This is a genomic window from Agrococcus sp. Marseille-P2731, from assembly GCF_900117395.1.
Lineage (GTDB): Bacteria > Actinomycetota > Actinomycetes > Actinomycetales > Microbacteriaceae > Agrococcus.
Window position 1 is genome coordinate 1 of record NZ_FPEG01000002.1, and the last position, 21617, is coordinate 21617.

At 68.6% G+C, this 21617-nt stretch carries 15 protein-coding genes and 3 rRNA genes; 17 read left to right on the top strand and 1 reads right to left on the bottom strand.

The features are described from left to right. Window positions 1-267: 267 nt before the first annotated feature. From BQ6202_RS03980 to BQ6202_RS04005, 6 genes are all read left to right on the top strand, one after another. Window positions 268-1790 (top strand): 16S ribosomal RNA (locus BQ6202_RS03980). A 404-nt stretch (window positions 1791-2194) separates the two neighbouring features. After that, window positions 2195-5307: ribosomal RNA gene (locus BQ6202_RS03985) — 23S ribosomal RNA — on the top strand. A 111-nt stretch (window positions 5308-5418) separates the two neighbouring features. Then, window positions 5419-5535 (top strand): 5S ribosomal RNA (gene rrf, locus BQ6202_RS03990). Together the 16S, 23S and 5S rRNA genes form the textbook arrangement of a ribosomal RNA operon. A 133-nt stretch (window positions 5536-5668) precedes the next feature. Then, window positions 5669-7087 carry a hypothetical protein gene (locus tag BQ6202_RS14715; RefSeq protein WP_143143636.1) on the top strand — a complete coding sequence of 473 codons (1419 nt, stop codon included), beginning with the start codon at window positions 5669-5671 and terminating at the stop codon, window positions 7085-7087. Window positions 7088-8177: 1090 nt separating this feature from the next. After that, entirely contained in the window at window positions 8178-9206 is a 1029-nt protein-coding gene (locus BQ6202_RS04000; protein WP_072313218.1) for an HAD-IIA family hydrolase, read from the top strand. Window positions 9207-9265: 59 nt separating this feature from the next. Then, a complete protein-coding gene (locus BQ6202_RS04005; protein WP_083587001.1) occupies window positions 9266-10081 on the top strand; it encodes an MBL fold metallo-hydrolase in 816 nt (271 codons plus the stop codon). 7 nt (window positions 10082-10088) lie between these two features. Here BQ6202_RS04005 and BQ6202_RS04010 read toward each other — a convergent pair whose 3' ends face one another. Continuing rightward, window positions 10089-10910: a phosphotransferase gene (locus BQ6202_RS04010; protein ID WP_072313219.1), complete on the bottom strand. Its 822-nt coding sequence runs from the start codon at window positions 10908-10910 to the stop codon at window positions 10089-10091. Window positions 10911-11013: 103 nt separating this feature from the next. Here BQ6202_RS04010 and BQ6202_RS14995 point away from each other — a divergent pair, with 103 nt between their 5' ends. From BQ6202_RS14995 to BQ6202_RS04060, 11 genes are all read left to right on the top strand, one after another. After that, on the top strand, window positions 11014-11160 hold the full coding sequence (locus BQ6202_RS14995; RefSeq protein WP_200792207.1) for a hypothetical protein: 147 nt from the start codon (window positions 11014-11016) through the stop codon (window positions 11158-11160). Then, on the top strand, window positions 11153-11965 hold the full coding sequence (locus BQ6202_RS04015) for a TlyA family RNA methyltransferase (protein ID WP_234946110.1): 813 nt from the start codon (window positions 11153-11155) through the stop codon (window positions 11963-11965). Before BQ6202_RS14995 ends, BQ6202_RS04015 begins: the two co-directional genes overlap by 8 nt. After that, window positions 11962-12864 carry an NAD kinase gene (locus tag BQ6202_RS04020; protein WP_234946111.1) on the top strand — a complete coding sequence of 301 codons (903 nt, stop codon included), beginning with the start codon at window positions 11962-11964 and terminating at the stop codon, window positions 12862-12864. The genes BQ6202_RS04015 and BQ6202_RS04020 overlap by 4 nt, the downstream gene beginning before the upstream one ends. Continuing rightward, window positions 12861-14570: a DNA repair protein RecN gene (recN, locus tag BQ6202_RS04025; protein WP_072313221.1), complete on the top strand. Its 1710-nt coding sequence runs from the start codon at window positions 12861-12863 to the stop codon at window positions 14568-14570. Before BQ6202_RS04020 ends, recN begins: the two co-directional genes overlap by 4 nt. Window positions 14571-14686: 116 nt before the next feature. Next, window positions 14687-16342: a CTP synthase gene (locus tag BQ6202_RS04030; RefSeq protein WP_072313222.1), complete on the top strand. Its 1656-nt coding sequence runs from the start codon at window positions 14687-14689 to the stop codon at window positions 16340-16342. Window positions 16343-16349: 7 nt separating this feature from the next. Beyond that, complete coding sequence (locus BQ6202_RS04035) at window positions 16350-16964, top strand: NUDIX domain-containing protein (protein ID WP_072313223.1); 615 nt, start codon at window positions 16350-16352, stop codon at window positions 16962-16964. Between the two features lie 18 nt (window positions 16965-16982). Beyond that, the gene (xerD, locus tag BQ6202_RS04040; RefSeq protein WP_072313224.1) at window positions 16983-17879 is read left to right on the top strand and encodes a site-specific tyrosine recombinase XerD; all 897 of its coding nucleotides are present in this window, start codon (window positions 16983-16985) and stop codon (window positions 17877-17879) included. A gap of 20 nt (window positions 17880-17899) precedes the next feature. Beyond that, on the top strand, window positions 17900-18283 hold the full coding sequence (locus tag BQ6202_RS04045; protein WP_083587003.1) for a VOC family protein: 384 nt from the start codon (window positions 17900-17902) through the stop codon (window positions 18281-18283). Between the two features lie 52 nt (window positions 18284-18335). Beyond that, window positions 18336-19361, top strand: a complete 1026-nt coding sequence (locus BQ6202_RS04050; protein WP_072313225.1) for a 1-aminocyclopropane-1-carboxylate deaminase — start codon at window positions 18336-18338, stop codon at window positions 19359-19361. A gap of 99 nt (window positions 19362-19460) precedes the next feature. After that, on the top strand, window positions 19461-20075 hold the full coding sequence (locus BQ6202_RS04055) for an FMN-binding negative transcriptional regulator (RefSeq protein WP_072313226.1): 615 nt from the start codon (window positions 19461-19463) through the stop codon (window positions 20073-20075). Continuing rightward, window positions 20072-21562: an amidohydrolase gene (locus BQ6202_RS04060; protein ID WP_072313227.1), complete on the top strand. Its 1491-nt coding sequence runs from the start codon at window positions 20072-20074 to the stop codon at window positions 21560-21562. The genes BQ6202_RS04055 and BQ6202_RS04060 overlap by 4 nt, the downstream gene beginning before the upstream one ends. The last annotated feature ends 55 nt before the right edge of the window (window positions 21563-21617 follow it).

Genomic DNA, 21617 nt, shown 5'->3' on the forward strand with positions numbered 1-21617 from the left:
TCCGCACGGCGTGTCGAATTGACATGGTCCGAGAAGTGGTTATGATTGAGAAGTTGCCTCGGCGCTGATCCCTGATGGGGGGAAGCACGGGAGCGTCCGATCCTTGAGAACTCAACAGCGTGCACAATGTCATATGCCAAATTATTTACTCGTCCTGCCTTCGGGCAGAACGATTCCTTTGGATGAGACAGATTGTCAGTAGACAGTCTTTTTTGTCAGTTTCAAACTCGCTGCCGCCTGGTTTTTCTGGGTGGTATGCATCTTTTCTTTACGGAGAGTTTGATCCTGGCTCAGGACGAACGCTGGCGGCGTGCTTAACACATGCAAGTCGAACGATGAAGGAGGAGCTTGCTCCTCTGGATTAGTGGCGAACGGGTGAGTAACACGTGAGCAATGTGCCCTTGACTCTGGAATAAGCGCTGGAAACGGCGTCTAATACCGGATACGACCTTCGGAGGCATCTCCTGGGGGTGGAAAGAATTTCGGTCAAGGATCAGCTCACGGCCTATCAGTTAGTTGGTGAGGTAATGGCTCACCAAGACGACGACGGGTAGCCGGCCTGAGAGGGTGACCGGCCACACTGGGACTGAGACACGGCCCAGACTCCTACGGGAGGCAGCAGTGGGGAATATTGCACAATGGGCGCAAGCCTGATGCAGCAACGCCGCGTGAGGGACGACGGCCTTCGGGTTGTAAACCTCTTTTAGCAGGGAAGAAGCGAGAGTGACGGTACCTGCAGAAAAAGCACCGGCTAACTACGTGCCAGCAGCCGCGGTAATACGTAGGGTGCAAGCGTTGTCCGGAATTATTGGGCGTAAAGAGCTCGTAGGCGGTTTGTCACGTCTGCTGTGAAATCCCGAGGCTCAACCTCGGGCTTGCAGTGGGTACGGGCAGACTAGAGTGCGGTAGGGGAGATTGGAATTCCTGGTGTAGCGGTGGAATGCGCAGATATCAGGAGGAACACCGATGGCGAAGGCAGATCTCTGGGCCGTAACTGACGCTGAGGAGCGAAAGCATGGGGAGCAAACAGGCTTAGATACCCTGGTAGTCCATGCCGTAAACGTTGGGAACTAGATGTGGGGACCATTCCACGGTCTCCGTGTCGTAGCTAACGCATTAAGTTCCCCGCCTGGGGAGTACGGCCGCAAGGCTAAAACTCAAAGGAATTGACGGGGGCCCGCACAAGCGGCGGAGCATGCGGATTAATTCGATGCAACGCGAAGAACCTTACCAAGGCTTGACATATGCGAGAACGCACTGGAGACAGTGAACTCTTTGGACACTCGTATACAGGTGGTGCATGGTTGTCGTCAGCTCGTGTCGTGAGATGTTGGGTTAAGTCCCGCAACGAGCGCAACCCTCGTCCTATGTTGCCAGCACGTTATGGTGGGAACTCATGGGATACTGCCGGGGTCAACTCGGAGGAAGGTGGGGATGAGGTCAAATCATCATGCCCCTTATGTCTTGGGCTTCACGCATGCTACAATGGCCGGTACAATGGGCTGCGATACCGTAAGGTGGAGCGAATCCCAAAAAGCCGGTCTCAGTTCGGATTGAGGTCTGCAACTCGACCTCATGAAGTCGGAGTCGCTAGTAATCGTAGATCAGCAACGCTACGGTGAATACGTTCCCGGGCCTTGTACACACCGCCCGTCAAGTCATGAAAGTCGGTAACACCCGAAGCCGGTGGCCTAACCTTTTGGAGGGAGCCGTCGAAGGTGGGATCGGTGATTAGGACTAAGTCGTAACAAGGTAGCCGTACCGGAAGGTGCGGCTGGATCACCTCCTTTCTAAGGAGCATCTCGTCGGTTCGCCGGCGCAGAGCCACTTCGGTCGCCATGTCGATCGGTGGTCAGCTCATGGGTGGAACATTGACATTGGTGCTCGAGGGATCGAGCTCTGCTCAGTACGGCTGCTTCGGCGGTCTGGAACGGTGGGGTTCGGGGTTCTCGGGTGCATGCACGCTGTTGGGTCCTGAGGGACCGGACGGCGCCTTTTGGCGTTGGATGACCCTCGGACCGGCCGGTTGTTGCGCGTATGCGTTTCGATCGTCGGTACCGACCGTAAGTTGAGAACTACACAGTGGACGCGAGCATCTTAGATTCGGGCTTCGGCTCGAGTCTTGATGATCTATATAGATCATTGGTCGCCATCGTTTCGACGGTGGTGTCCTAACCAAAATACTCATGTATGTGGTCAAGTTTCTAAGAGCAAACGGTGGATGCCTTGGCATCTGGAGCCGATGAAGGACGTAGTAATCTGCGATAAGCCTCGGGGAGCTGATAAACGAGCTTTGATCCGAGGATCTCCGAATGGGGAAACCCCGCTGGGCAGCGTGCTGACCCGGTGACTCCCGCCTGAATATATAGGGCGGGTAGAGGGAACGTGGGGAAGTGAAACATCTCAGTACCCACAGGAAGAGAAAACAACAGTGATTCCGTAAGTAGTGGCGAGCGAACGCGGAAGAGGCTAAACCGATCGTGTGTGATAGCCGGCAGGCGTTGCACGATCGGGGTTGTGGGACATCTCAGCTGATCTGCCGATCAGCAAGCGTGACAGACCGCGGTAGGCGAAGGACTTGGAAAGGTCCATCACAGAGGGTGACAATCCCGTAGCCGAAACCGTGCGATGGCGCGAGGTTCATCCCAAGTAGCACGGGGCCCGAGAAATCCCGTGTGAATCAGCCAGGACCACCTGGTAAGCCTAAATACTCCCAGATGACCGATAGCGGACAAGTACCGTGAGGGAAAGGTGAAAAGTACCCCGGGAGGGGAGTGAAATAGTACCTGAAACCGTTTGCTTACAAACCGTTGGAGCAGCCCTAGTAGCTGTGACAGCGTGCCTTTTGAAGAATGAGCCTGCGAGTTAGCGATATGTGGCGAGGTTAACCCGTGTGGGGTAGCCGTAGCGAAAGCGAGTCTGAATAGGGCGATTCAGTCGCATGTCCTAGACCCGAAGCGAAGTGATCTATCCATGGCCAGGTTGAAGCGAGGGTAAGACCTCGTGGAGGACCGAACCCACTTAGGTTGAAAACTGAGGGGATGAGCTGTGGATAGGGGTGAAAGGCCAATCAAACTTCGTGATAGCTGGTTCTCTCCGAAATGCATTTAGGTGCAGCGTTGCGTGTTTCTTGCCGGAGGTAGAGCTACTGGATGGCCGATGGGCCCCAAAAGGTTACTGACGTCAGCCAAACTCCGAATGCCGGTAAGTGAGAGCGCAGCAGTGAGACGGTGGGGGATAAGCTTCATCGTCGAGAGGGAAACAACCCAGACCACCGACTAAGGTCCCTAAGCGCGTGCTAAGTGGAAAAGGATGTGAAGTTGCTTAGACAACCAGGAGGTTGGCTTAGAAGCAGCCACCCTTGAAAGAGTGCGTAATAGCTCACTGGTCAAGTGATTTTGCGCCGACAATGTAACGGGGCTCAAGCACGCCACCGAAGTCGTGGAATTCGTACAACAGCTCGGCAGCTTCGGCTGTCCAGGCGTACGGATTGGTAGGAGAGCGTCGTGTGGCGAGTGAAGCGGCGGAGGAATCCAGCCGTGGACGCCACACGAGTGAGAATGCAGGCATGAGTAGCGAAAGACATGTGAGAAACATGTCCTCCGAAAGACCAAGGGTTCCAGGGTCAAGCTAATCTTCCCTGGGTAAGCCGGGACCTAAGGCGAGGCCGACAGGCGTAGTCGATGGACATCAGGTTGATACTCCTGAGCTGACGAAGAACCGCCCAAGCCAAACCAGTAATGCTAAGAGTCCGAATCCTTGGACCGATCCCTTCGGGGTGACGTCCTTGGCCTAGCACTCGACCCTATGCTGGGGCGGCTAGCGTATTAACAGGTGTGACGCAGGAAGGTAGCAGAACCGGGCCGATGGTTGAGTCCGGGTAAGCCGTAGGGCGTGGGATAGGCAAATCCGTCCCACACATAGCCTGAGAGCTTTGCCGAACCCTAGAGGGAAGTCTGTGATCCTATGCTGCCAAGAAAAGCATCGACGCGAGGTTCAAGTCACCCGTACCCCAAACCAACTCAGGTGGTCAGGTAGAGAATACTAAGGAGATCGAGAGAATCGTGGTTAAGGAACTCGGCAAAATGCCCCCGTAACTTCGGGAGAAGGGGGGCCTGAGGCGTGACGGCACTTGCTGCCGGAAGCGTTTGAAGGCCGCAGAGACCAGTGGGAAGCGACTGTTTACTAAAAACACAGGTCCGTGCGAAGACGCAAGTCGATGTATACGGACTGACGCCTGCCCGGTGCTGGAAGGTTAAGAGGAAGGGTTAGCGCAAGCGAAGCTCAGAATTTAAGCCCCAGTAAACGGCGGTGGTAACTATAACCATCCTAAGGTAGCGAAATTCCTTGTCGGGTAAGTTCCGACCTGCACGAATGGCGTAACGACTTCCCAGCTGTCTCAACCGCGAACTCGGCGAAATTGCACTACGAGTAAAGATGCTCGTTACGCGCAGCAGGACGGAAAGACCCCGTGACCTTTACTACAGCTTGGTATTGGTGTTCGGTGTGGCTTGTGTAGGATAGGTGGGAGACTGTGAAGCTCGGACGCTAGTTCGGGTGGAGTCAATGTTGAAATACCACTCTGGTCACTCTGGATATCTAACTTCGAACCGTAATCCGGTTCAGGGACAGTGCCTGGTGGGTAGTTTAACTGGGGCGGTTGCCTACCAAAAAGTAACGGAGGCGCCCAAAGGTTCCCTCAACCTGGTTGGCAATCAGGTGTCGAGTGTAAGTGCACAAGGGAGCTTGACTGAGACAGTGACAACTGGAGCAGGGACGAAAGTCGGGACTAGTGATACGGAAGTGGCTTGTGGAAGCGCTGTCGCTCAACGGATAAAAGGTACCTCGGGGATAACAGGCTGATCTTGCCCAAGAGTCCATATCGACGGCATGGTTTGGCACCTCGATGTCGGCTCGTCGCATCCTGGGGCTGGAGTAGGTCCCAAGGGTTGGGCTGTTCGCCCATTAAAGCGGCACGCGAGCTGGGTTTAGAACGTCGTGAGACAGTTCGGTCCCTATCCGCTGCGCGCGTTGGAAGTTTGAGAGGATCTGACCCTAGTACGAGAGGACCGGGTTGGACGAACCTCTGGTGTGTCAGTTGTTCCGCCAGGAGCACCGCTGATTAGCTACGTTCGGGATGGATAACCGCTGAAAGCATCTAAGCGGGAAGCCGGCCTCAAGATGAGACTTCCATGCCTTCGGGCGAGAGGCTCCCAGCCAGACTACTGGGTTGATAGGCCGGATGTGGAAGTGGGGACTAACGACCCATGAAGCTGACCGGTACTAATAAGCCGATGACTTGATAACATATATATGAGCTTGCTGCTCGCGTCCACTTTGTGGTTCTCGATGTACGGTCGAGAACCGCAGCCCTCCACCCCGTGTGGAGAGCTGTGCAGACTGAAACATCAACAGTGTTTCGGCGGCCATAGCGAGAGGGAAACGCCCGGTCACATTCCGAACCCGGAAGCTAAGGCTCTCAGCGCCGATGGTACTGCAGGGGGGACCCTGTGGGAGAGTAGGACACCGCCGGACTTCTTTTGGAAAGGGGCCCCAGATTCGTCTGGGGCCCCTTTTTCCGTTTGTGCCACGAGATGGGAGCATGGGGCCATGGACGATCAGGCAGATTTCCGCTCCGACCGGGGAGACGACCGCCGCCGCGAGAGCGATGGAGCAGGGCGACCTCGCCGGGATGACGACCGCCGGCCGGCGCGCGATGGCGAGCGCCGGTTCAGCGATCGGAAGCCGCCGCGCGACGGCGAACGTCGTCCGCCGCGCGATGGCGCTCGGGGCTTCGGTGATCGAGACGCGCGTCCGCAGCGCGATGGCGACCGTCGCTCGAGCGGCGCCGGCGAGCGCAAGCTGCGTCCGGGTGACCGCGGCTATCACCCGGACGGCGACCGTCGACCCGCGGGCGACAGCGATCGGCGCCCACAGCGCGACGGTGAACGCCGCTTCGGTGATCGAGATCAGCGTCCGCAGCGCAACGACCGCCCGTTCGCGGATCGCAAGCCCACGCGCGACGGCGTTCGCCGATTCGGCGACCGCGACCAGCGCCCGCAGCGCGACGGTGATCGTCGTCCTCCTCGTGACAGCGACCGCCGTCCGCAGCGCGATGGTGAGCGTCGCTTCGGTGACCGCGACCAGCGCCCGCAGCGCGATGGTGAGCGTCGCTTCGGTGACCGCGACCAGCGCCCGCAGCGCGAGGGCGATCGCAAGTTCGGCGACCGCGGGCCGCAGCGCAGCGGTGGGGCCCGGCCGCAGCGCGATGGTGAGCGGCGCTTCGGCGACCGTGACCAGCGTCCGCAGCGTGATGGTGAGCGGCGCTTCGGTGACCGCGATCAGCGTCCGCAGCGCGATGGTGAGCGTCGCTTCGGCGACCGCGACCAGCGCCCGCAGCGCGACGGAGATCGCAAGTTCGGCGACCGCGGGCCGCAGCGCAGCGGCGGGTCCCGCCCGCAGCGCGATGGCGAGCGGCGCTTCGGCGACCGCGACCAGCGCCCGCAGCGCGATGGCGAGCGGCGCTTCGGCGACCGCGACCAGCGCCCGCAGCGCGATGGCGAGCGTCGCTTCGGCGATCGCGACCAGCGTCCGCAGCGCGATGGCGAGCGGCGCTTCGGCGACCGCGACCAGCGCCCGCAGCGCGATGGCGAGCGTCGCTTCGGCGATCGCGACCAGCGTCCGCAGCGGGACGGCGAGCGCCGACCCCAGCGCGACGGCGACCGGCGCTTCGACGACCGCAGCAGCCGGCCTGCCCGAGACGGCCAGGACTTCGGCCGAGGCGATCAGCGCCGCCGCGACGATCAGCGGTCGCGCAACCAGGGTCCGCAGCGCGATGCTGCTCGCCCGGGCCGCGACTTCGAGCACCGGGGCGATGGCTCCGGCGAGAGCTTCAAGCAGGTGCGCGACGACGACTTCATCGCGCCAGAGCTGCCCGAGGACATCAAGGCCGAGGATCTCGACATCGGCGCGCGGGCGCAGCTCAAGACTCTCACGAAGGACAACGCCGACTTCGTGGCGAAGCACATGGCCCGCGCTGGCCAGCTCATCGACGACGACCCTGAGCTGGCGCACCAGCATGCGCTGACGGCCGCACGTCGTGCTGGCCGGATCGGCGTCGTGCGTGAGACGCTCGCCATCACCGCGTACCAGCTCGGCGACTTCTCGCTGGCGCTGCGCGAGCTGCGCACCTACCGCCGGATCACCGGCCGCGACGACCAGCTGCCACTGATGGCCGACTGCGAGCGCGGTCTCGGCCGCCCCGAGAAGGCCCTCGAGCTCGCCCGCTCTGTCGACGCATCCACCTTGGACACTGCGGTGCGCGTGGAGCTGGCGATCGTGAAGTCTGGTGCACGCCTCGATCTGGGGCAGAAGGACGCTGCGCTCGAGGAGCTGCGGATCCCGGAGCTGCGCAAGGACAAGGCCTTCGAGTACAGCCCCGCGCTGTTCGCGAGCTTCGCGGGCGTGCTCGAGGAGCTCGGTCGCGACGACGAGGCAGCCGAGTGGTTCGCGCTCGCAGATCGCGCGATCGAAGCGCTCGAGGCGGCGATGGCTCCGGGCGAGCTCGAGTCCGTCGGCATCATTACCGAGCGCCTCGAGACCGAGGATGAAGGCGTGGCCATGGGCGTCGGCGAAGCCGATGTCGATGACGCCGACGCCGACGCCGACGCGGATGGCGATGCCGACGCGGATGGCGATGCCGACGCGGATGGCGATGCCGACGCGGATGGCGATGCCGACGCGGATGGCGATGCCGACGCGGATGGCGATGCCGACGCGGATGGCGATGCCGACGCCGCGCTGCGCGCTGGCGATGCAGTGTCCGAGGACGAGGCGCCGGCGATGATCGAGGCCGAGGACGTGCCGGAGGCCGAGGACGTGCCGGAGGCCGAGGAATTGCCGGAGGCCGAGGCGGCCCCCGACGTCGTCCAGCGCGATGATGTGCCCGAGGTCGAGGCGGAGCCGGTCGAGACGGCGCAGGTCGAGACGGTGGTCGAGGCCGCGGACGTGCCCGAGGCGAGTGCAGAGGCGCAGGACGATGCGCTCTTCGGCGATGCGCTCTTCGGTGACGATCTGATCGGTGACGATCTGGTCGCCGACGATGACCGCAGCTCCGCCGTCGATGGCACGTCGGGGGAGGCGCGGCCCGGCTCGTCGGACACGGAGGACGGACGCTGATGGGACTGTTCCGCAAGCCCGCAGCTGCCGCCGAGGAGCCGACGCCGATCGATGGCGTGGACTGCCTCTACCTCGACCTCGACGGGGTCGTCTACAAGGGCCCGCACGCCATCCCGCATGCCGTGGACAGCATCCGCGGTGCCGGCGTTCGCTCGATCTACCTGACCAACAACGCCTCGCGCACCGACGCAGAGGTGGCCGAGCACCTGTCGTCCTTCGGGCTCGACGTGCAGCCGAACGACGTGGTGACGAGCCCGCAGGCGGCGATGCGCCTCCTCGCGGCGCACCTGGAGCCCGGGGACCCTGTGCTCGTCGTCGGCGGCGCAGGCATCGTGGTCGAGGTCGAGGCGCGGGGATGGCGCGTCGTGCGCACCGCCGCCGAGCAGCCGAAGGCCGTCGTGCAGGGCTTCCACCCCTCGGTGGGCTGGACGGAGCTCGCGGAGGCGTCCTTCGCGCTCCACACCGGCATCCCGTGGGTCGCGACCAACGGCGACTGGACGATCCCGGTGGCCGGCGGCATCGCGCCCGGCAACGGCACGCTGGTCTCCGCGGTGCATACCGCGGTGGGCAGGCTCGCCGAGTTCGCTGGGAAGCCCGAGCGCCACATGTACGACGTCGCGACCGAGCGCTTCGCCGCGCAGGTGCCCGCGATGGTCGGCGACCGCCTCGACACCGACATCCTCGGCGCTCGCCGGGCGGGCATCCGCTCGATCGTCGTGCTGACGGGCGTCGATCGCGGGGCGCACCTCATCGGTGCGGACGAGTCGATGCGACCCGACCACGTGATCGAGGACCTCCGGGGGCTCACCGAGCCGATCGCGCCGCTGCGGGAGACGCTCGAGACGTCGACGGGCGACACCTACTTCGAGGTCGGGAAGGCCGCGGTGCGGCGCAGCGGCATCGACATCACGCTCGTGCGCGCGGGGGAGCGGCCGGTGGACACGATCCGTGCCGCGTGCGCCGCCGTGTGGACGGCCGACCGGCCGGTGCTCGGCCTGCGCATCGCCGACGAGCTGCTCGCGCTGTAGGCGAGCCCTGCGCACGACGGCTCTGGCGTGGCGGCGCCGTGAGCGGTGGACTTGGGTGCATGGCCCATGACCCAGCACTGCGCTCCAGCTCGTTCCGAGGCGCGCGCCTCGCGCTGCACCGACGCCGCCAAGCTCGCCTCGATCGCGACGTGGTGCCGGGCGTGCACCGGCTGCGGCACGCGTCCACCAACGCCTACCTGCTCGAAGAGGGTGGCAGCGTCACGCTCGTCGACGCGCTGTTCCCGGGGAGCCTGCGCCACCTGCACCTCGCGCTCGACGCGATCGGCCGCAGTATCACCGATGTGCGCGCGCTCGTGCTCACCCATGCGCACTTCGACCATCTCGGCATGGCCCGCGAGCTCGAGCGGCAGGGCGTCCCGCTCTGGCTGCACCCCGCCGACGCGCCGATCGCCGCGCATCCCTATCGCTATCGGCCCGCTCGGCCGCGACTGGTCTACCCGTTCCGCTACCCCGCGGCGATCTCGATCATGGCCGCGATGACGTCGGTCGGAGCGCTGCAGGTGCGAGGCGTCGGCGCGCACCGCGCGCTCGAGGACGGCGCGCTGCTCGATGTACCGGGCTCGCCGCGCGTCATCGCGACGCCCGGGCACACCGACGGCCACGTCGCGCTGCTGCTCGAGGGGCGCGATGCGCTGCTCAGCGGCGACGCCCTGGTCACGCTCGACCCCTACACGGCCAAGACCGGGCCGCGCGTCGTGGCCGCCGCCGCGACGAACGACCCCTCGCGGGCGCTCGCGTCGCTCGACGTGCTCGCTGCGACGGGGGCGGGAACGGTGCTGCCCGGCCACGGAGAGCCGTGGCGGGGCGGCATCGAGGCTGCGGTGCAGGCCGCGCGCTCCGCAGGGGTCGACTGACCCCGGGCTACATCGGAGCGTGGCTCCCCGGGCGGAGCGCAGGCTCGTCCAGCGCCTCATCGTCCAGCACCGGTGCGTCCCAGTGGCTTCGCCAGCGGGCGATGCGCTCCGGATCGGGCTCGACGCCGTAGGCCGCCCAGAACGCGGGCTCGGCGTCGGCGAGGCCGTTCCACTCGAGCGACCACGACGCGATCGCGAGGTCGGACCACGGGTCGCCGAGGCCGAGTCGCCCGAGGTCGACGATGCCGACGAGCGCGCCGTCGCGGATGAGCGTGTTCGGGGCGCACGGGTCGCCGTGGCAGATGACGGATGCGGTCGGCGCGCCGGCCGTCGCAGGCTCCGTGGCGGATGCGGTCCAGTCGGGCGCGGGGAAGGGGCAGTCGGTCGCGGGCAGGCTGTGCAGCAGGAGGAGACCGGTGCCGAGCGCGGCGGCCGCGCGCTCCGGGTCGCGGCGGCCGTGCGCGGAGACGAGGGAGTCTCCCGGGAGCGCTGCCGTGACGAGCACCTCGCCGGAGGCATCGATGCGCAGCTCGAGGACCTCCGGGACGGCTAGCTCGGCCAGAGGCAGCGCACCCTCGTGCATCCCGGGCCGTGACGCGACCAGCCGGGCGAGCCAGCGCATCCGCTCTGCCTCACCGGCGAGCGACTCGGTCGAGCCCGCCGGGTTCCACTTGGCGAACACCGAGCCGGAGGGACGGTCGATGCGCGCGGTGATGCCGCCCACCTCGTTCTGCCACACCAGCTCGACGGGGTGGTGCTCGGCAAGGCGCGCGATCGGCGGAGGGACGGGCGTGCCAGCTGGCGGCGGGGCGGCGAGGTCGGACTGCACGGCTCGACGCTACTGGCCGCGCTGCGCTGCTCGATCAGGGCAGTCCGCGCCGGCTGTCGCGCGCCGACGAGCTCGCGGCCTCCGGTTCGCTAGCCTCGCTGACATGACTGCAGCAGACGGCCACGAGGCGACCGAGGGGCTGCTCGACGAGCTCGACCTGCTCGAGCAGCAGCCGCTCGAGGCGCGCGCCGAGCAGCTCGCGCGCATCCACGACCGGCTGCAGGCCGAGCTCGGCGCCGTCCGTGGCTGATCTGCTCGGTGAGCAGACGGGCGAGCCGGTGCGCCTCGACCAGGCGCTCGTGGAGCGCGGCCTCGCGCGCAGCCGCACGCAGGCCCAGCAGCACGTCGCCGCGGGTCTCGTGACGATCGACGGCCGCGGAGCGACGAAGTCGAGCGCGAAGGTGGGGGCGGATGCGGTGCTCGCCGTCGAGGGCGCCGACCGGTGGGTCTCGCGCGCCGCGCACAAGCTGCTCGCCGCGCTCGACGCGTTCGGCATCGACCCGAGCGGCCGCGCCGCGCTCGACGCTGGCGCCTCGACGGGCGGGTTCACGCAGGTGCTGCTCGCCCGCGGTGCCGCGCACGTGACGGCGATGGACGTCGGGCACGACCAGTTCGCGCTCGACGTCGACGCGCATCCGATCACCCTCGTCGAGGGGCAGAACGTGCGCGACCTCGTGCCGGGTTCGCTCGATCCCGCGCCGACGATCATCACCGCCGACCTCTCGTTCATCTCGCTCTCCCTCGCGATCGAGCCGCTCGCCCGCGTCGCTGCGCCCGACGCCGACTGGATCGTGCTCATCAAGCCGCAGTTCGAGGTCGGCCGCACGGGCGTGCGCGAGGGCATCGTGACCGATCCGACGCTGCGTGCCCAGGCGATCGAGCAGGTGCTCTGGGCGGCGTGGGACGCCGGCCTCGGCACCGCCGGGCTGATCGGCAGCCCGATCGTCGGAGGCCGCGGCAACCTCGAGTACCTGGCGCACCTGCGGGCGGGTGGCGGCTCGAATCCGACAGAATGGCTGGAGGAGTCCGTCAGGCTGTCGAAGGAGGCTCGGTGAGCGATCGCAGGTTCCTGCTCGCGTTCCATCCCGGCCGCGCCGAGGCGGTCGCGACGGCAGCGACGATCGCCAGGCGACTGCTCGCGTCGCAGGTGACGCCCGTCGTGCTCGCGACCGACCGCGCGGTGCTGCTCGACGCGCACGAGGGCCTCGACGCCGTCGAGCCCTATGGCGACGCCGACGCCCCCGATGTCGAGCTGATCATGACGCTGGGCGGCGACGGCACGATCCTGCGCGCGGCCGAGCTGCAGCGCGCGATCGACGCGCCGCTGCTCGGCATCAACATGGGGCACGTCGGGTTCCTCGCAGAGGCAGAGGTCGCCGAGACGGCTGAGGTGGTCGAGCGCGCGCTGCGCCGCGACTACGAGGTCGAGCAGCGGCTGGTGCTGCGCGTGCAGGTGTTCGTCGACGACGCGCTGGTGCACGAGACCTGGGCCGTCAACGAGGCCGCGATCGAGAAGGCCGGTTCTGGCCGCATGATCTCGACGCTCGTCGAGATCGACGGCCGCCCCATCTCCTCGTTCGGCACCGACGCGGTGATCCTCGCGACGCCGACCGGCTCGACCGCCTACTCATTCTCAGCGGGCGGGCCCATCGTCTGGCCGACCGCCGAGGCCCTGCTGCTCGTGCCGCTCGGCGCGCACGCGCTGTTCACGCGCCCGCTGGTCGTGGCGCCGACCTCGACGATGTCGGTCACGATCGCCGAGGACTCGACGAGCACCGCGGTGCTGTGGTGCGATTCCCGGCGCGCTGTCGACCTGCCGCTGGGCGCCCGCGTCGACGCCACCCGCGATGCCAGACCGCTGCGCCTGGCGCGCCTGTCGGCCGCGCCCTTCGCCGACCGGCTGGTCGCCAAGTTCCACCTGCCCGTCGAAGGCTTCCGGCGGCCGCGCTCGTGACCCGGCTCGACGAGCTCACGATCCGCTCGCTCGGCGTGATCGACGAGGCGCGGGTCCCCTTCGGTGCGGGCTTCACGGCGATCACGGGCGAGACCGGCGCCGGCAAGACGATGGTCGTCCAGGCCCTGGCGCTGCTGCGCGGCGAGCGCGCCGACGCGGGCGCGATCCGCGCCGGTGAGGACCGCGCTGCCGTGCAGGGGGTGTGGCTCGTCGACGACGCGGATGCGGTCGGGCTCGTCGAGGACGCCGGCGGCAGCGTCGACGACGGCGAGCTGATCCTCGGGCGAGGCCTCTCGCGCGGGCCGGACGGCGCCGCGCGATCGCGTGCGCAGGCTGGCGGCGCCGCGGTGCCGGCGGGGCTGCTGCGCGAGCTCGCCGACCGGCTGGTCGCCGTGCACGGCCAGGCCGACCAGCAGCGGCTGCGCTCCGCCGATGCGCAGGCCGCCGCGCTCGACCGGGCCGCGGGCGCAGCGCTCGGCGAGCTGCTCGGGCAGTACCGCCGGGAGTTCTCGGCCTGGAGCGACGCGCGCGACGCCGCCGCGACGATCCGCGCGCAGCACGACGCCCGGGCGGCCGAGGCCGAGTCCATCCGCGCGGAGCTCGAGGCGCTCGAAGGGCTCGACCCGCAGCCGGGGGAGCAGGACGAGCTCTCGGCGATCGCGAACCGGCTCGAGCACTCCGAGTCGCTGCGCGCCGAGCTGGTCGAGGCGCACGCGGCGCTGTCGAACGATGACGACGGGCCGGATGCGGTGGCGCTCGCGGGCACGGCGCGGCGGCTCGTGGAGCGCGCAGCCGTCGACGACGCCTCGCTGACCGAGGCGCTCGAGATGCTCGTGCAGGCGGATGCGCTGCTGCAGGAGGCGTCGGCGTCGATCGTGAAGGCGCTCGACGACCTCGAGCGCCCCGAGCGCAGCCTCGACGAGGTGCAGCAGCGCCGCGCCGACCTGTCGGCGCTGGAGCGCCGGCTCGGGCGCGCCCTGGACACCGCGCTCGAGGAGGCCCCGCGCGGGGCCCTGCGCCTGGTGGAGCTCGAGGGCGACGACGACGAGCTCGCCCGCCTCGCCGCCGAGGAGCAGCGGCACCTCCTCGCCGCGACCGCGCTCGCCGATCGGCTCAGCGCGCTGCGGCAGGAGGCGGCGCGCGGGCTCGAGGAGGCCGTCGGTGCCGAGCTGCGTGCGCTCGCGATGCCCAACGCGCGCCTCGTCGTCGAGGTCTCGCAGGGCGAGGCGCTCGGCCCCGCCGGGCGCGACCGCGTGACGATGCTGCTCGCACCGCATCCCGGTGCCGAGCCGCGTCCGGTGCAGAAGGGCGCCTCCGGCGGCGAGCTCAGTCGCGTGATGCTCGCCATCGAGGTCGCGCTCGCCGCCGGCCCGCTCGCCGACGGGAGCGTGCCGACCATGGTCTTCGACGAGGTCGACGCCGGCGTCGGCGGCGCCGCCGCCATCGAGATCGGTCGGCGGCTCGCCCGGCTCGCCGAGCACTGCCAGGTGATCGTCGTCACCCACCTCGCGCAGGTCGCCGCGTTCGCCGAGCAGCACGTGCGGGTCGAGAAGGGCACCGACGGCCGCATCACCGCATCGCAGGTCACCAGGGTCGGCGGCGACGACCGCCTGGCCGAGCTAGCGCGCATGCTCTCGGGCACCGCATCCGAGACCGCACTCGCCCACGCGCGCGAGTTGCTCGAAGATGCGCGGCCGGTGGGATAGGCTCGAAGCCCGTGAACCTCGTTGCGCAAGATGCCGACCAGCAGCCCACGGTGACCCCGGAGGCGGCAGCCCCCGCAACCGCTCCAGCAGGTGCTCCTGCTGCAGGAACCGTCAAGGTGACGAAGCAGATCTTCGTGACGGGCGGTGTGGTCTCCTCGCTCGGCAAGGGCCTGACCGCCGCGTCGCTCGGCAACCTGCTCACCGCCCGCGGCCTGCACGTCGTGATGCAGAAGCTCGACCCCTACCTGAACGTCGATCCCGGCACGATGAACCCGTTCCAGCACGGCGAGGTGTTCGTCACCGACGACGGCGCCGAGACCGACCTCGACATCGGCCACTACGAGCGGTTCCTCGACGTCGACCTCTCGCAGGCCGCCAACGTCACGACCGGCCAGATCTACTCGCGCGTGATCGAGCGCGAGCGCCGGGGCGAGTACCTCGGCGACACCGTGCAGGTGATCCCGCACATCTCCGACGAGATCAAGCGCCGCATGCGCCTGCAGTCCGAGCAGGACCCGCAGCCCGACGTGATCATCACCGAGATCGGCGGCACGGTCGGCGACATCGAGTCGCAGCCCTTCATCGAGTCGGCCAGGCAGATCCGCCACGAGCTCGGCCGTCAGAACGTCTTCTTCGTGCACGTCTCGCTCGTGCCGTTCCTCGGCGCCTCCGGCGAGCAGAAGACGAAGCCGACGCAGCACTCGGTCGCGACGCTGCGCTCCATCGGCATCCAGCCCGACGCGCTCGTGCTGCGCAGCGACCGCCCGGTCTCGGACGCCAACCGCAAGAAGATCGCCCTCATGTGCGACGTGGAGGAGGAGGCTGTCGTCAACGCGATCGACAAGCCCTCGATCTACGACATCCCCACGATGCTCACCGAGCAGGGCCTCGACTCGTACATCATCGGGCAGCTCGGCCTCGAGGCGGGCGAGGTCGACTGGTCGCGCTGGCAGCCGGTGCTGGACGCCGTGCACACGCCCAAGCACGAGGTCACGATCGGCCTGGTCGGCAAGTACATCGACCTGCCGGATGCGTACCTGTCGGTGACCGAGGCGGTCAAGGCCGGCGGATTCGCGAACCAGACGAAGGTCACCGTGCGCTGGGTGCGCTCGGACGACTGCGAGACGCCGGAGGGCGCCGCAGCGCAGCTCGGCGAGCTCGACGGCATCGTCGTGCCCGGTGGCTTCGGCATCCGCGGCATCGAGGGCAAGCTCGGCGCGCTGAAGTTCACGCGCGAGAACGAGATCCCCACGCTCGGCATCTGCCTGGGCCTGCAGTGCATGGTCATCGAGGCGGCGCGCAACCTCGCCGGCATCGAGGGGGCCTCCTCGACCGAGTTCGACGAGGCGACGCCGGCGCCGGTCATCGCCACGATGGCCGAGCAGAAGCAGCACCTGCAGGGCGGCGACCTGGGCGGCACGATGCGCCTGGGCCTCTACGAGGCGACGCTCGCCGAGGGGTCGCTCGCGGCGAAGGTCTATGGCGCGAACGTCTCGCACGAGCGCCACCGCCACCGCTACGAGGTGAACAACGCCTACCGCGAGCAGATCGCGGCGGCGGGCATGGCGTTCTCCGGCACCTCGCCCGACGGGATGCTGGTCGAGTACGTCGAGATGCCCGCCCACCCGTTCTACATCGCGACGCAGGCGCACCCCGAGCTGCGCAGCCGCCCGAACCGCGCGCATCCGCTCTTCCGGGGCCTCGTCGAGGCCGCGCTCGACCGGCAGCGCGCCTCGCGGCTCTTCGACGAGACCGACGAGTCGGGCGAGTAGCGCCGCGATGATCGAGGACACCCTCGGCGCGCAGCCGGTGGTCGCGCGCGAGAGGCTGCTCGAGGGGCGCATCTTCGACGTCGAGGCGCAGGAGTTCGAGCTCGGCGGCAGCCGCATCCGCCGCGAGGTCGTCGTCCACCCGGGCGCCGTCGCGGTGGTGGCCCTCAACGACGCCGACGAGGTGTGCCTCGTGCACCAGTACCGCCATCCGGCCGGCGGCACGCTCTGGGAGCTGCCGGCCGGGCTGCTGGACGTCGACGGCGAGGACCCGCTCGTCGGCGCGCAGCGCGAGCTCGCCGAGGAGACCGACCTCGAAGCAGGCACGTGGCACGCGCTCGTCGACGTCTCGACGACCGGCGGCAGCTCGACCGAGATCATCCGCGTCTACCTCGCGACCGACGTGCGCGAGACGGCCGAGGCCTTCGCGCGCGAGCACGAGGAGGCCGAGATGGAGCGCCGCTGGGTGCCGCTCGACGAGATCCTCGAGGCGGCGGCCGCGATGCGGCTGCACAACGCCACCCTGCTCGCCGCCATGCTCGCGCTCACGCAGCTGCGCGCCCGCGGCCTCGCGCCGCAGCCCGCCGACGTGCCTTTCGACTGGCACGCATCCGCTCGCCCGTGACGCGGCCGTGACGCCGCAGTGAGCCCGCAGCAGGCCGTCGAGCGGCTGCTGCGGCAGCTCGCCATCGAGCGCGGGCTCTCGAAGCACACGGTCGCCGCGTACCGCCGCGACCTGACCGGCTACCTCGCGGTGCTCGAGCAGCGGCACGTGTCGGATGCCTCGGCCATCACCGCCGAGGACGTCGCGGCGTTCCGCGCGGCGCTCGCCGATCGCGGGCTCGCGGCCTCGTCGGTCGCCCGGCACCTCTCGGCCGTGAAGGCGCTGCACCGGTGGCTCGTCGACGAGCGCGTGGCGGTCGAGGATGTCGCGAAGGACCAGCGGCCGCCGAAGCTGCCGCAGCGGCTGCCGAAGGCGATCTCGGTCTCGCAGATGCAACGGCTGCTCGAGGCGGCGGGCGGCGACGGCTCCGACCCCGCTGGCCTGCGCGATCGCGCGCTGCTCGAGCTGCTCTACGCCACCGGTGCCCGCATCTCCGAGCTCATCGCGCTCGACGTCGACGACCTCGCCGACGACCTCGTGCGCGTGACCGGCAAGGGCGCGAAGCAGCGCCTGGTGCCGGTCGGCTCGTACGCGCGGGCGGCGGCGGATGCCTGGCTCGTGCGGGGAAGAGCGGCGTTCGCCGCGAAGGGCCGCGGCACACCGGCGCTGCTGCTCGGCGCCAGGGGCGGGCGCCTCAGCCGCCAGGCGGCGTGGGAGATCATCCAGCGGGTGGCGGAGGAGGCCCAGGTCGCGCACGTCTCGCCGCACACCTTCCGGCACTCGTTCGCGACGCACCTGCTGGAGGGCGGCGCCGATGTGCGCGTGGTGCAGGAGCTGCTCGGGCACGCCTCGGTCGCGACCACCCAGATCTACACGCACGTCACCGCCGACACCCTGCGCGACATGTACACGACGGCCCACCCGCGGGCGCGCTGACCGCGGCTAGCGTTGGCGGCATGATCACCTTCGACGCCATCGGCACCGTCGCCCGGCACCTGCCGACGACCCTCGCCTTCTACCGCGCCCTCGGGCTCGACATCCCCGCGGAGGCTGACGCCGCGCCGCACGCCGAGGTCGAGCTCGGCGGCGGCATGCGGCTGATGTGGGACACCGAGGACACGATCCGCTCGTTCGACCCCGACTACGAGCGGGAGGACGGCCAGAGCCACGTGCTGGCCGCGCGCTGCGAGAGCCCGGCAGAGGTCGACGCGACGGTCGCTCGCCTCGTCGAGCTCGGGCACCGCGTGGTGCGCGAGCCCTGGGATGCCCCGTGGGGTCAGCGCTACGCGACCGTCGAGGACCCGGACGGGTACGGCGTCGACCTGTACGCAGCGCTCTGAGGCAGGGCGCCCGCACCGGGCGGCGCGCGGCGGCGCTCGCTAGGGTCTGGTCATGGGCATCGCTGACTTCGACCGCTATCCGCTGACCTTCGGGCCGAGCCCCGTGCATCCGCTCGACAACCTGACGAAGCTCCTCGGCGGCGCGTCGATCTGGGCGAAGCGGGAGGACGTCAGCTCCGGGCTCGCCTTCGGCGGCAACAAGACGCGCAAGCTCGAGTACATCGTGCCCGACGTGCTGGCCTCCGGCGCCGACACGCTCGTGTCGATCGGTGGCTACCAGTCGAACCACACGCGCCAGGTCGCGGCGGTCGCGGCGAAGCTCGGGCTCGCGTGCCGCCTCGTGCAGGAGCGCTGGGTCGACTGGGACGACCCGGTGAACGACAAGGTCGGCAACCTGCTGCTGTCGCGCATCATGGGCGCCGACAGCCGGCTCGACGACTCCGGGTTCGACATCGGCATCCGCTCCTCCTGGGAGGAGGCGCTCGCCGAGGTCGAGGCCGCCGGCGGCACGCCCTACGGGATCCCCGCCGGTGCGAGCGAGCACCCGCTCGGCGGGCTCGGCTTCGCCAACTGGGCGTACGAGGTGGCCGAGCAGGAGCGCGAGCTCGGCGTCTTCTTCGACACCATCGTCGTCTGCGCCGTCACCGGCTCGACGCACGCCGGCATGATCGCCGGCTTCGCGGCGCTCGAGGACGCAGGGGGACGGCCGCGGCGCGTGCTCGGCATCGACGCCTCCGCCACGATCGAGAAGACCCGCGACCAGGTCGCCCGCATCGCCCGCCGCACCGCCGAGCTCATCGGGCTCGAGCGCGAGCTGCGCGACGACGAGATCACGGTGCTCGAGGGCTGGGCCGGCGACCTCTACGGGATCCCGGTCGAGTCGACGATCGACGCCATCCTGACGAGCGGCCGCACGGAGGCGATGATCATCGACCCCGTCTACGAGGGCAAGTCGATGGCGGGGCTCATCGACCTCGTGCGCTCCGGCGAGATCGCAGCCGACTCGACCGTGCTCTACGCGCACCTGGGCGGCCAGCCCGCGCTTAACGCCTACTCGGGTGCGTTCCCATGGTCCTGAGGGCGCTGCGCTGACGATCGCGCAAACCGCGGGCGGCGCGATTGCCGTCCCGGGTCGGGGTGCGAGCCGCGGCATGCCGCCTCGTGCGATGCTGGCGGCATGCGACGCACGCCCCACTACATCGTGACCGACCCGGATGCCGTCAAGGACCTGATCCGCAGCAACGCCTGGGCGACGATCGTCGCCAGCACCGCGAAGGGCCTCGTCGCCTCGCACTACCCGGTCGTGCTCGAGGAGGACGCTCAGGGCATCAGCATCGTCAGCCACGTCGGCCGCCCCGATGACCGAGACCTGGAGCTCGGCCAGGCGGAGGTGCTCGTCATCATCCAGGGCCCGCACGGCTACGTCTCGCCCGGCTGGTACGCCGAGGGCCCGGCGGTGCCGACCTGGAACCACGTCACCGCGCACCTCTACGGCACGCCAGAGATCCTCAGCGACGAGGAGAACTGGCAGGTGCTGACGAACCTCGTGCACCACTTCGAGGATCACGCGCCGCATCCGAACCTGCTCGAGCACAACGAGGAGTACGGCCGCCGGATCGTCGGCGGCACCGTGGGCTTCCGGATGCGCGTCGACCGCTTCGAGATGCGGGCGAAGCTCAGCCAGGACAAGTCCGAGGCGACCGTCGACGGCGTGATCGACGAGCTCGCGGGCGGCACCTCGTGGCCGCAGCCGGCGCTCGCCGACGAGATGCGCCGGGAGCACGGCCGGTGAGCGGGTCGCTGCTGCTGCGCGACGCCAGCGTCGATGGAGCGCGCGTCGACGTGCTCGTGCGCGACGGCGTCATCGCCGAGATCGGCGCCGCTGGCGAGATCAGCACCGGCGCGGCCGGCATCGAGCAGCTGCTGCTCGACGGTCGCGTGCTGCTGCCCGGGCTGTGGGACAACCACGTGCACATGAGCCAGTGGGCGCTGCACGCGAAGCGCCCGAGCACGTTCCACGCGGCGTCAGCGCGCGAGGCCGCAGGCATGATGGCGGCGGCGCTCGCGGGCGCCGGAGCGCTGCCGCTCGACGAGCACGGTCGCGTGCTGCCGCTCGTCGGCACCGGCTTCCGCGACGGGCTCTGGCCCGATGTGCCCTCGCGCGCGCTGCTCGACGAGGCCGTGCCGAGCGCGCCGGTCGTCCTGGTGAGCGCCGACCTGCACGCGGTGTGGCTCAACTCGCTCGCGCTCGAGCGCTTCGGCCTCAGCGACCACGCGACCGGCGTGCTGCGCGAGGAGCCTGCGTTCGAGATCGAGGGGCAGATCAACGACCTGCCGCCCGAGGTGCTCGACGCCTGGGTCGCTGACGCCGGTCGCGATGCCGCCGCCAGGGGCGTGGTGGGGCTCGTCGACCTCGAGATGTCGTGGAACGCAGACACGTGGATGCGCAGGCGCAGCCGCGGCTGGCGCTCGCAGCGGGTGGAGCTCGGCATCTACCCCCAGCACCTGGAGCGCGCGATCGAGCTCGGGATGCGCACCGGCGACGCGCTCGACGCGCTCCTGACGGTCGGCCGCCTCAAGATCATCACCGACGGCTCGCTCGGCACGCGCACCGCCTACTGCTTCGACCCGTATCCCGGCATGCAGGGCGCAGAGGCGCACGGGCTGCTCGCGGTGCCGCCCGCGGAGCTCGAGGCGCTCGTGCTGCGAGGGCTCGACGCCGGCATCGCACCGACCGTGCACGCGATCGGCGACCACGCCAACGCGCACGTGCTCGACGTCTTCGAGCGGCTCGGCGTCCGGGGGAGCGCCGGCCGCATCGAGCACGCGCAGCTGCTGCGCGCCGCCGACGTCGCCAGGCTCGGCGCGCTCGGCATCGACGCGAGCGTGCAGCCCGAGCACGCGCTCGACGACCGCGACCTCGCCGACCTCCACTGGCACGGGCGCACCGACGGCGCCTTCCGCGTGCGATCGCTGCTGGAGGCCGGGGCCACGCTCGCGCTGGGCTCCGACGCGCCCGTCGCGCCCCTCGACCCGTGGGTCACCGTGGCCGCCGCGGTCGAGCGCGCGAAGGACGGCCGTGAGCCGTGGCACCCTGACGAGGCGATCGGCGTCGGCGATGCGCTGCGCGCATCCGTGCGCTCGCGCATCGCCGTCGACGAGCCTGCCGATCTCGTCGCGCTCGACGCCGATCTGTCCGGTGCCGACGGAGCGGCGCTGCGCGCGATGCCCGTCGCGCTCACGCTGCTCGCCGGCGACGCCACCCACTCGACGCTCTGACGGGCGCCTGCGGGTCCACCGCGTAACGATTGTGTTACTAACTTTCAAAAAGTTC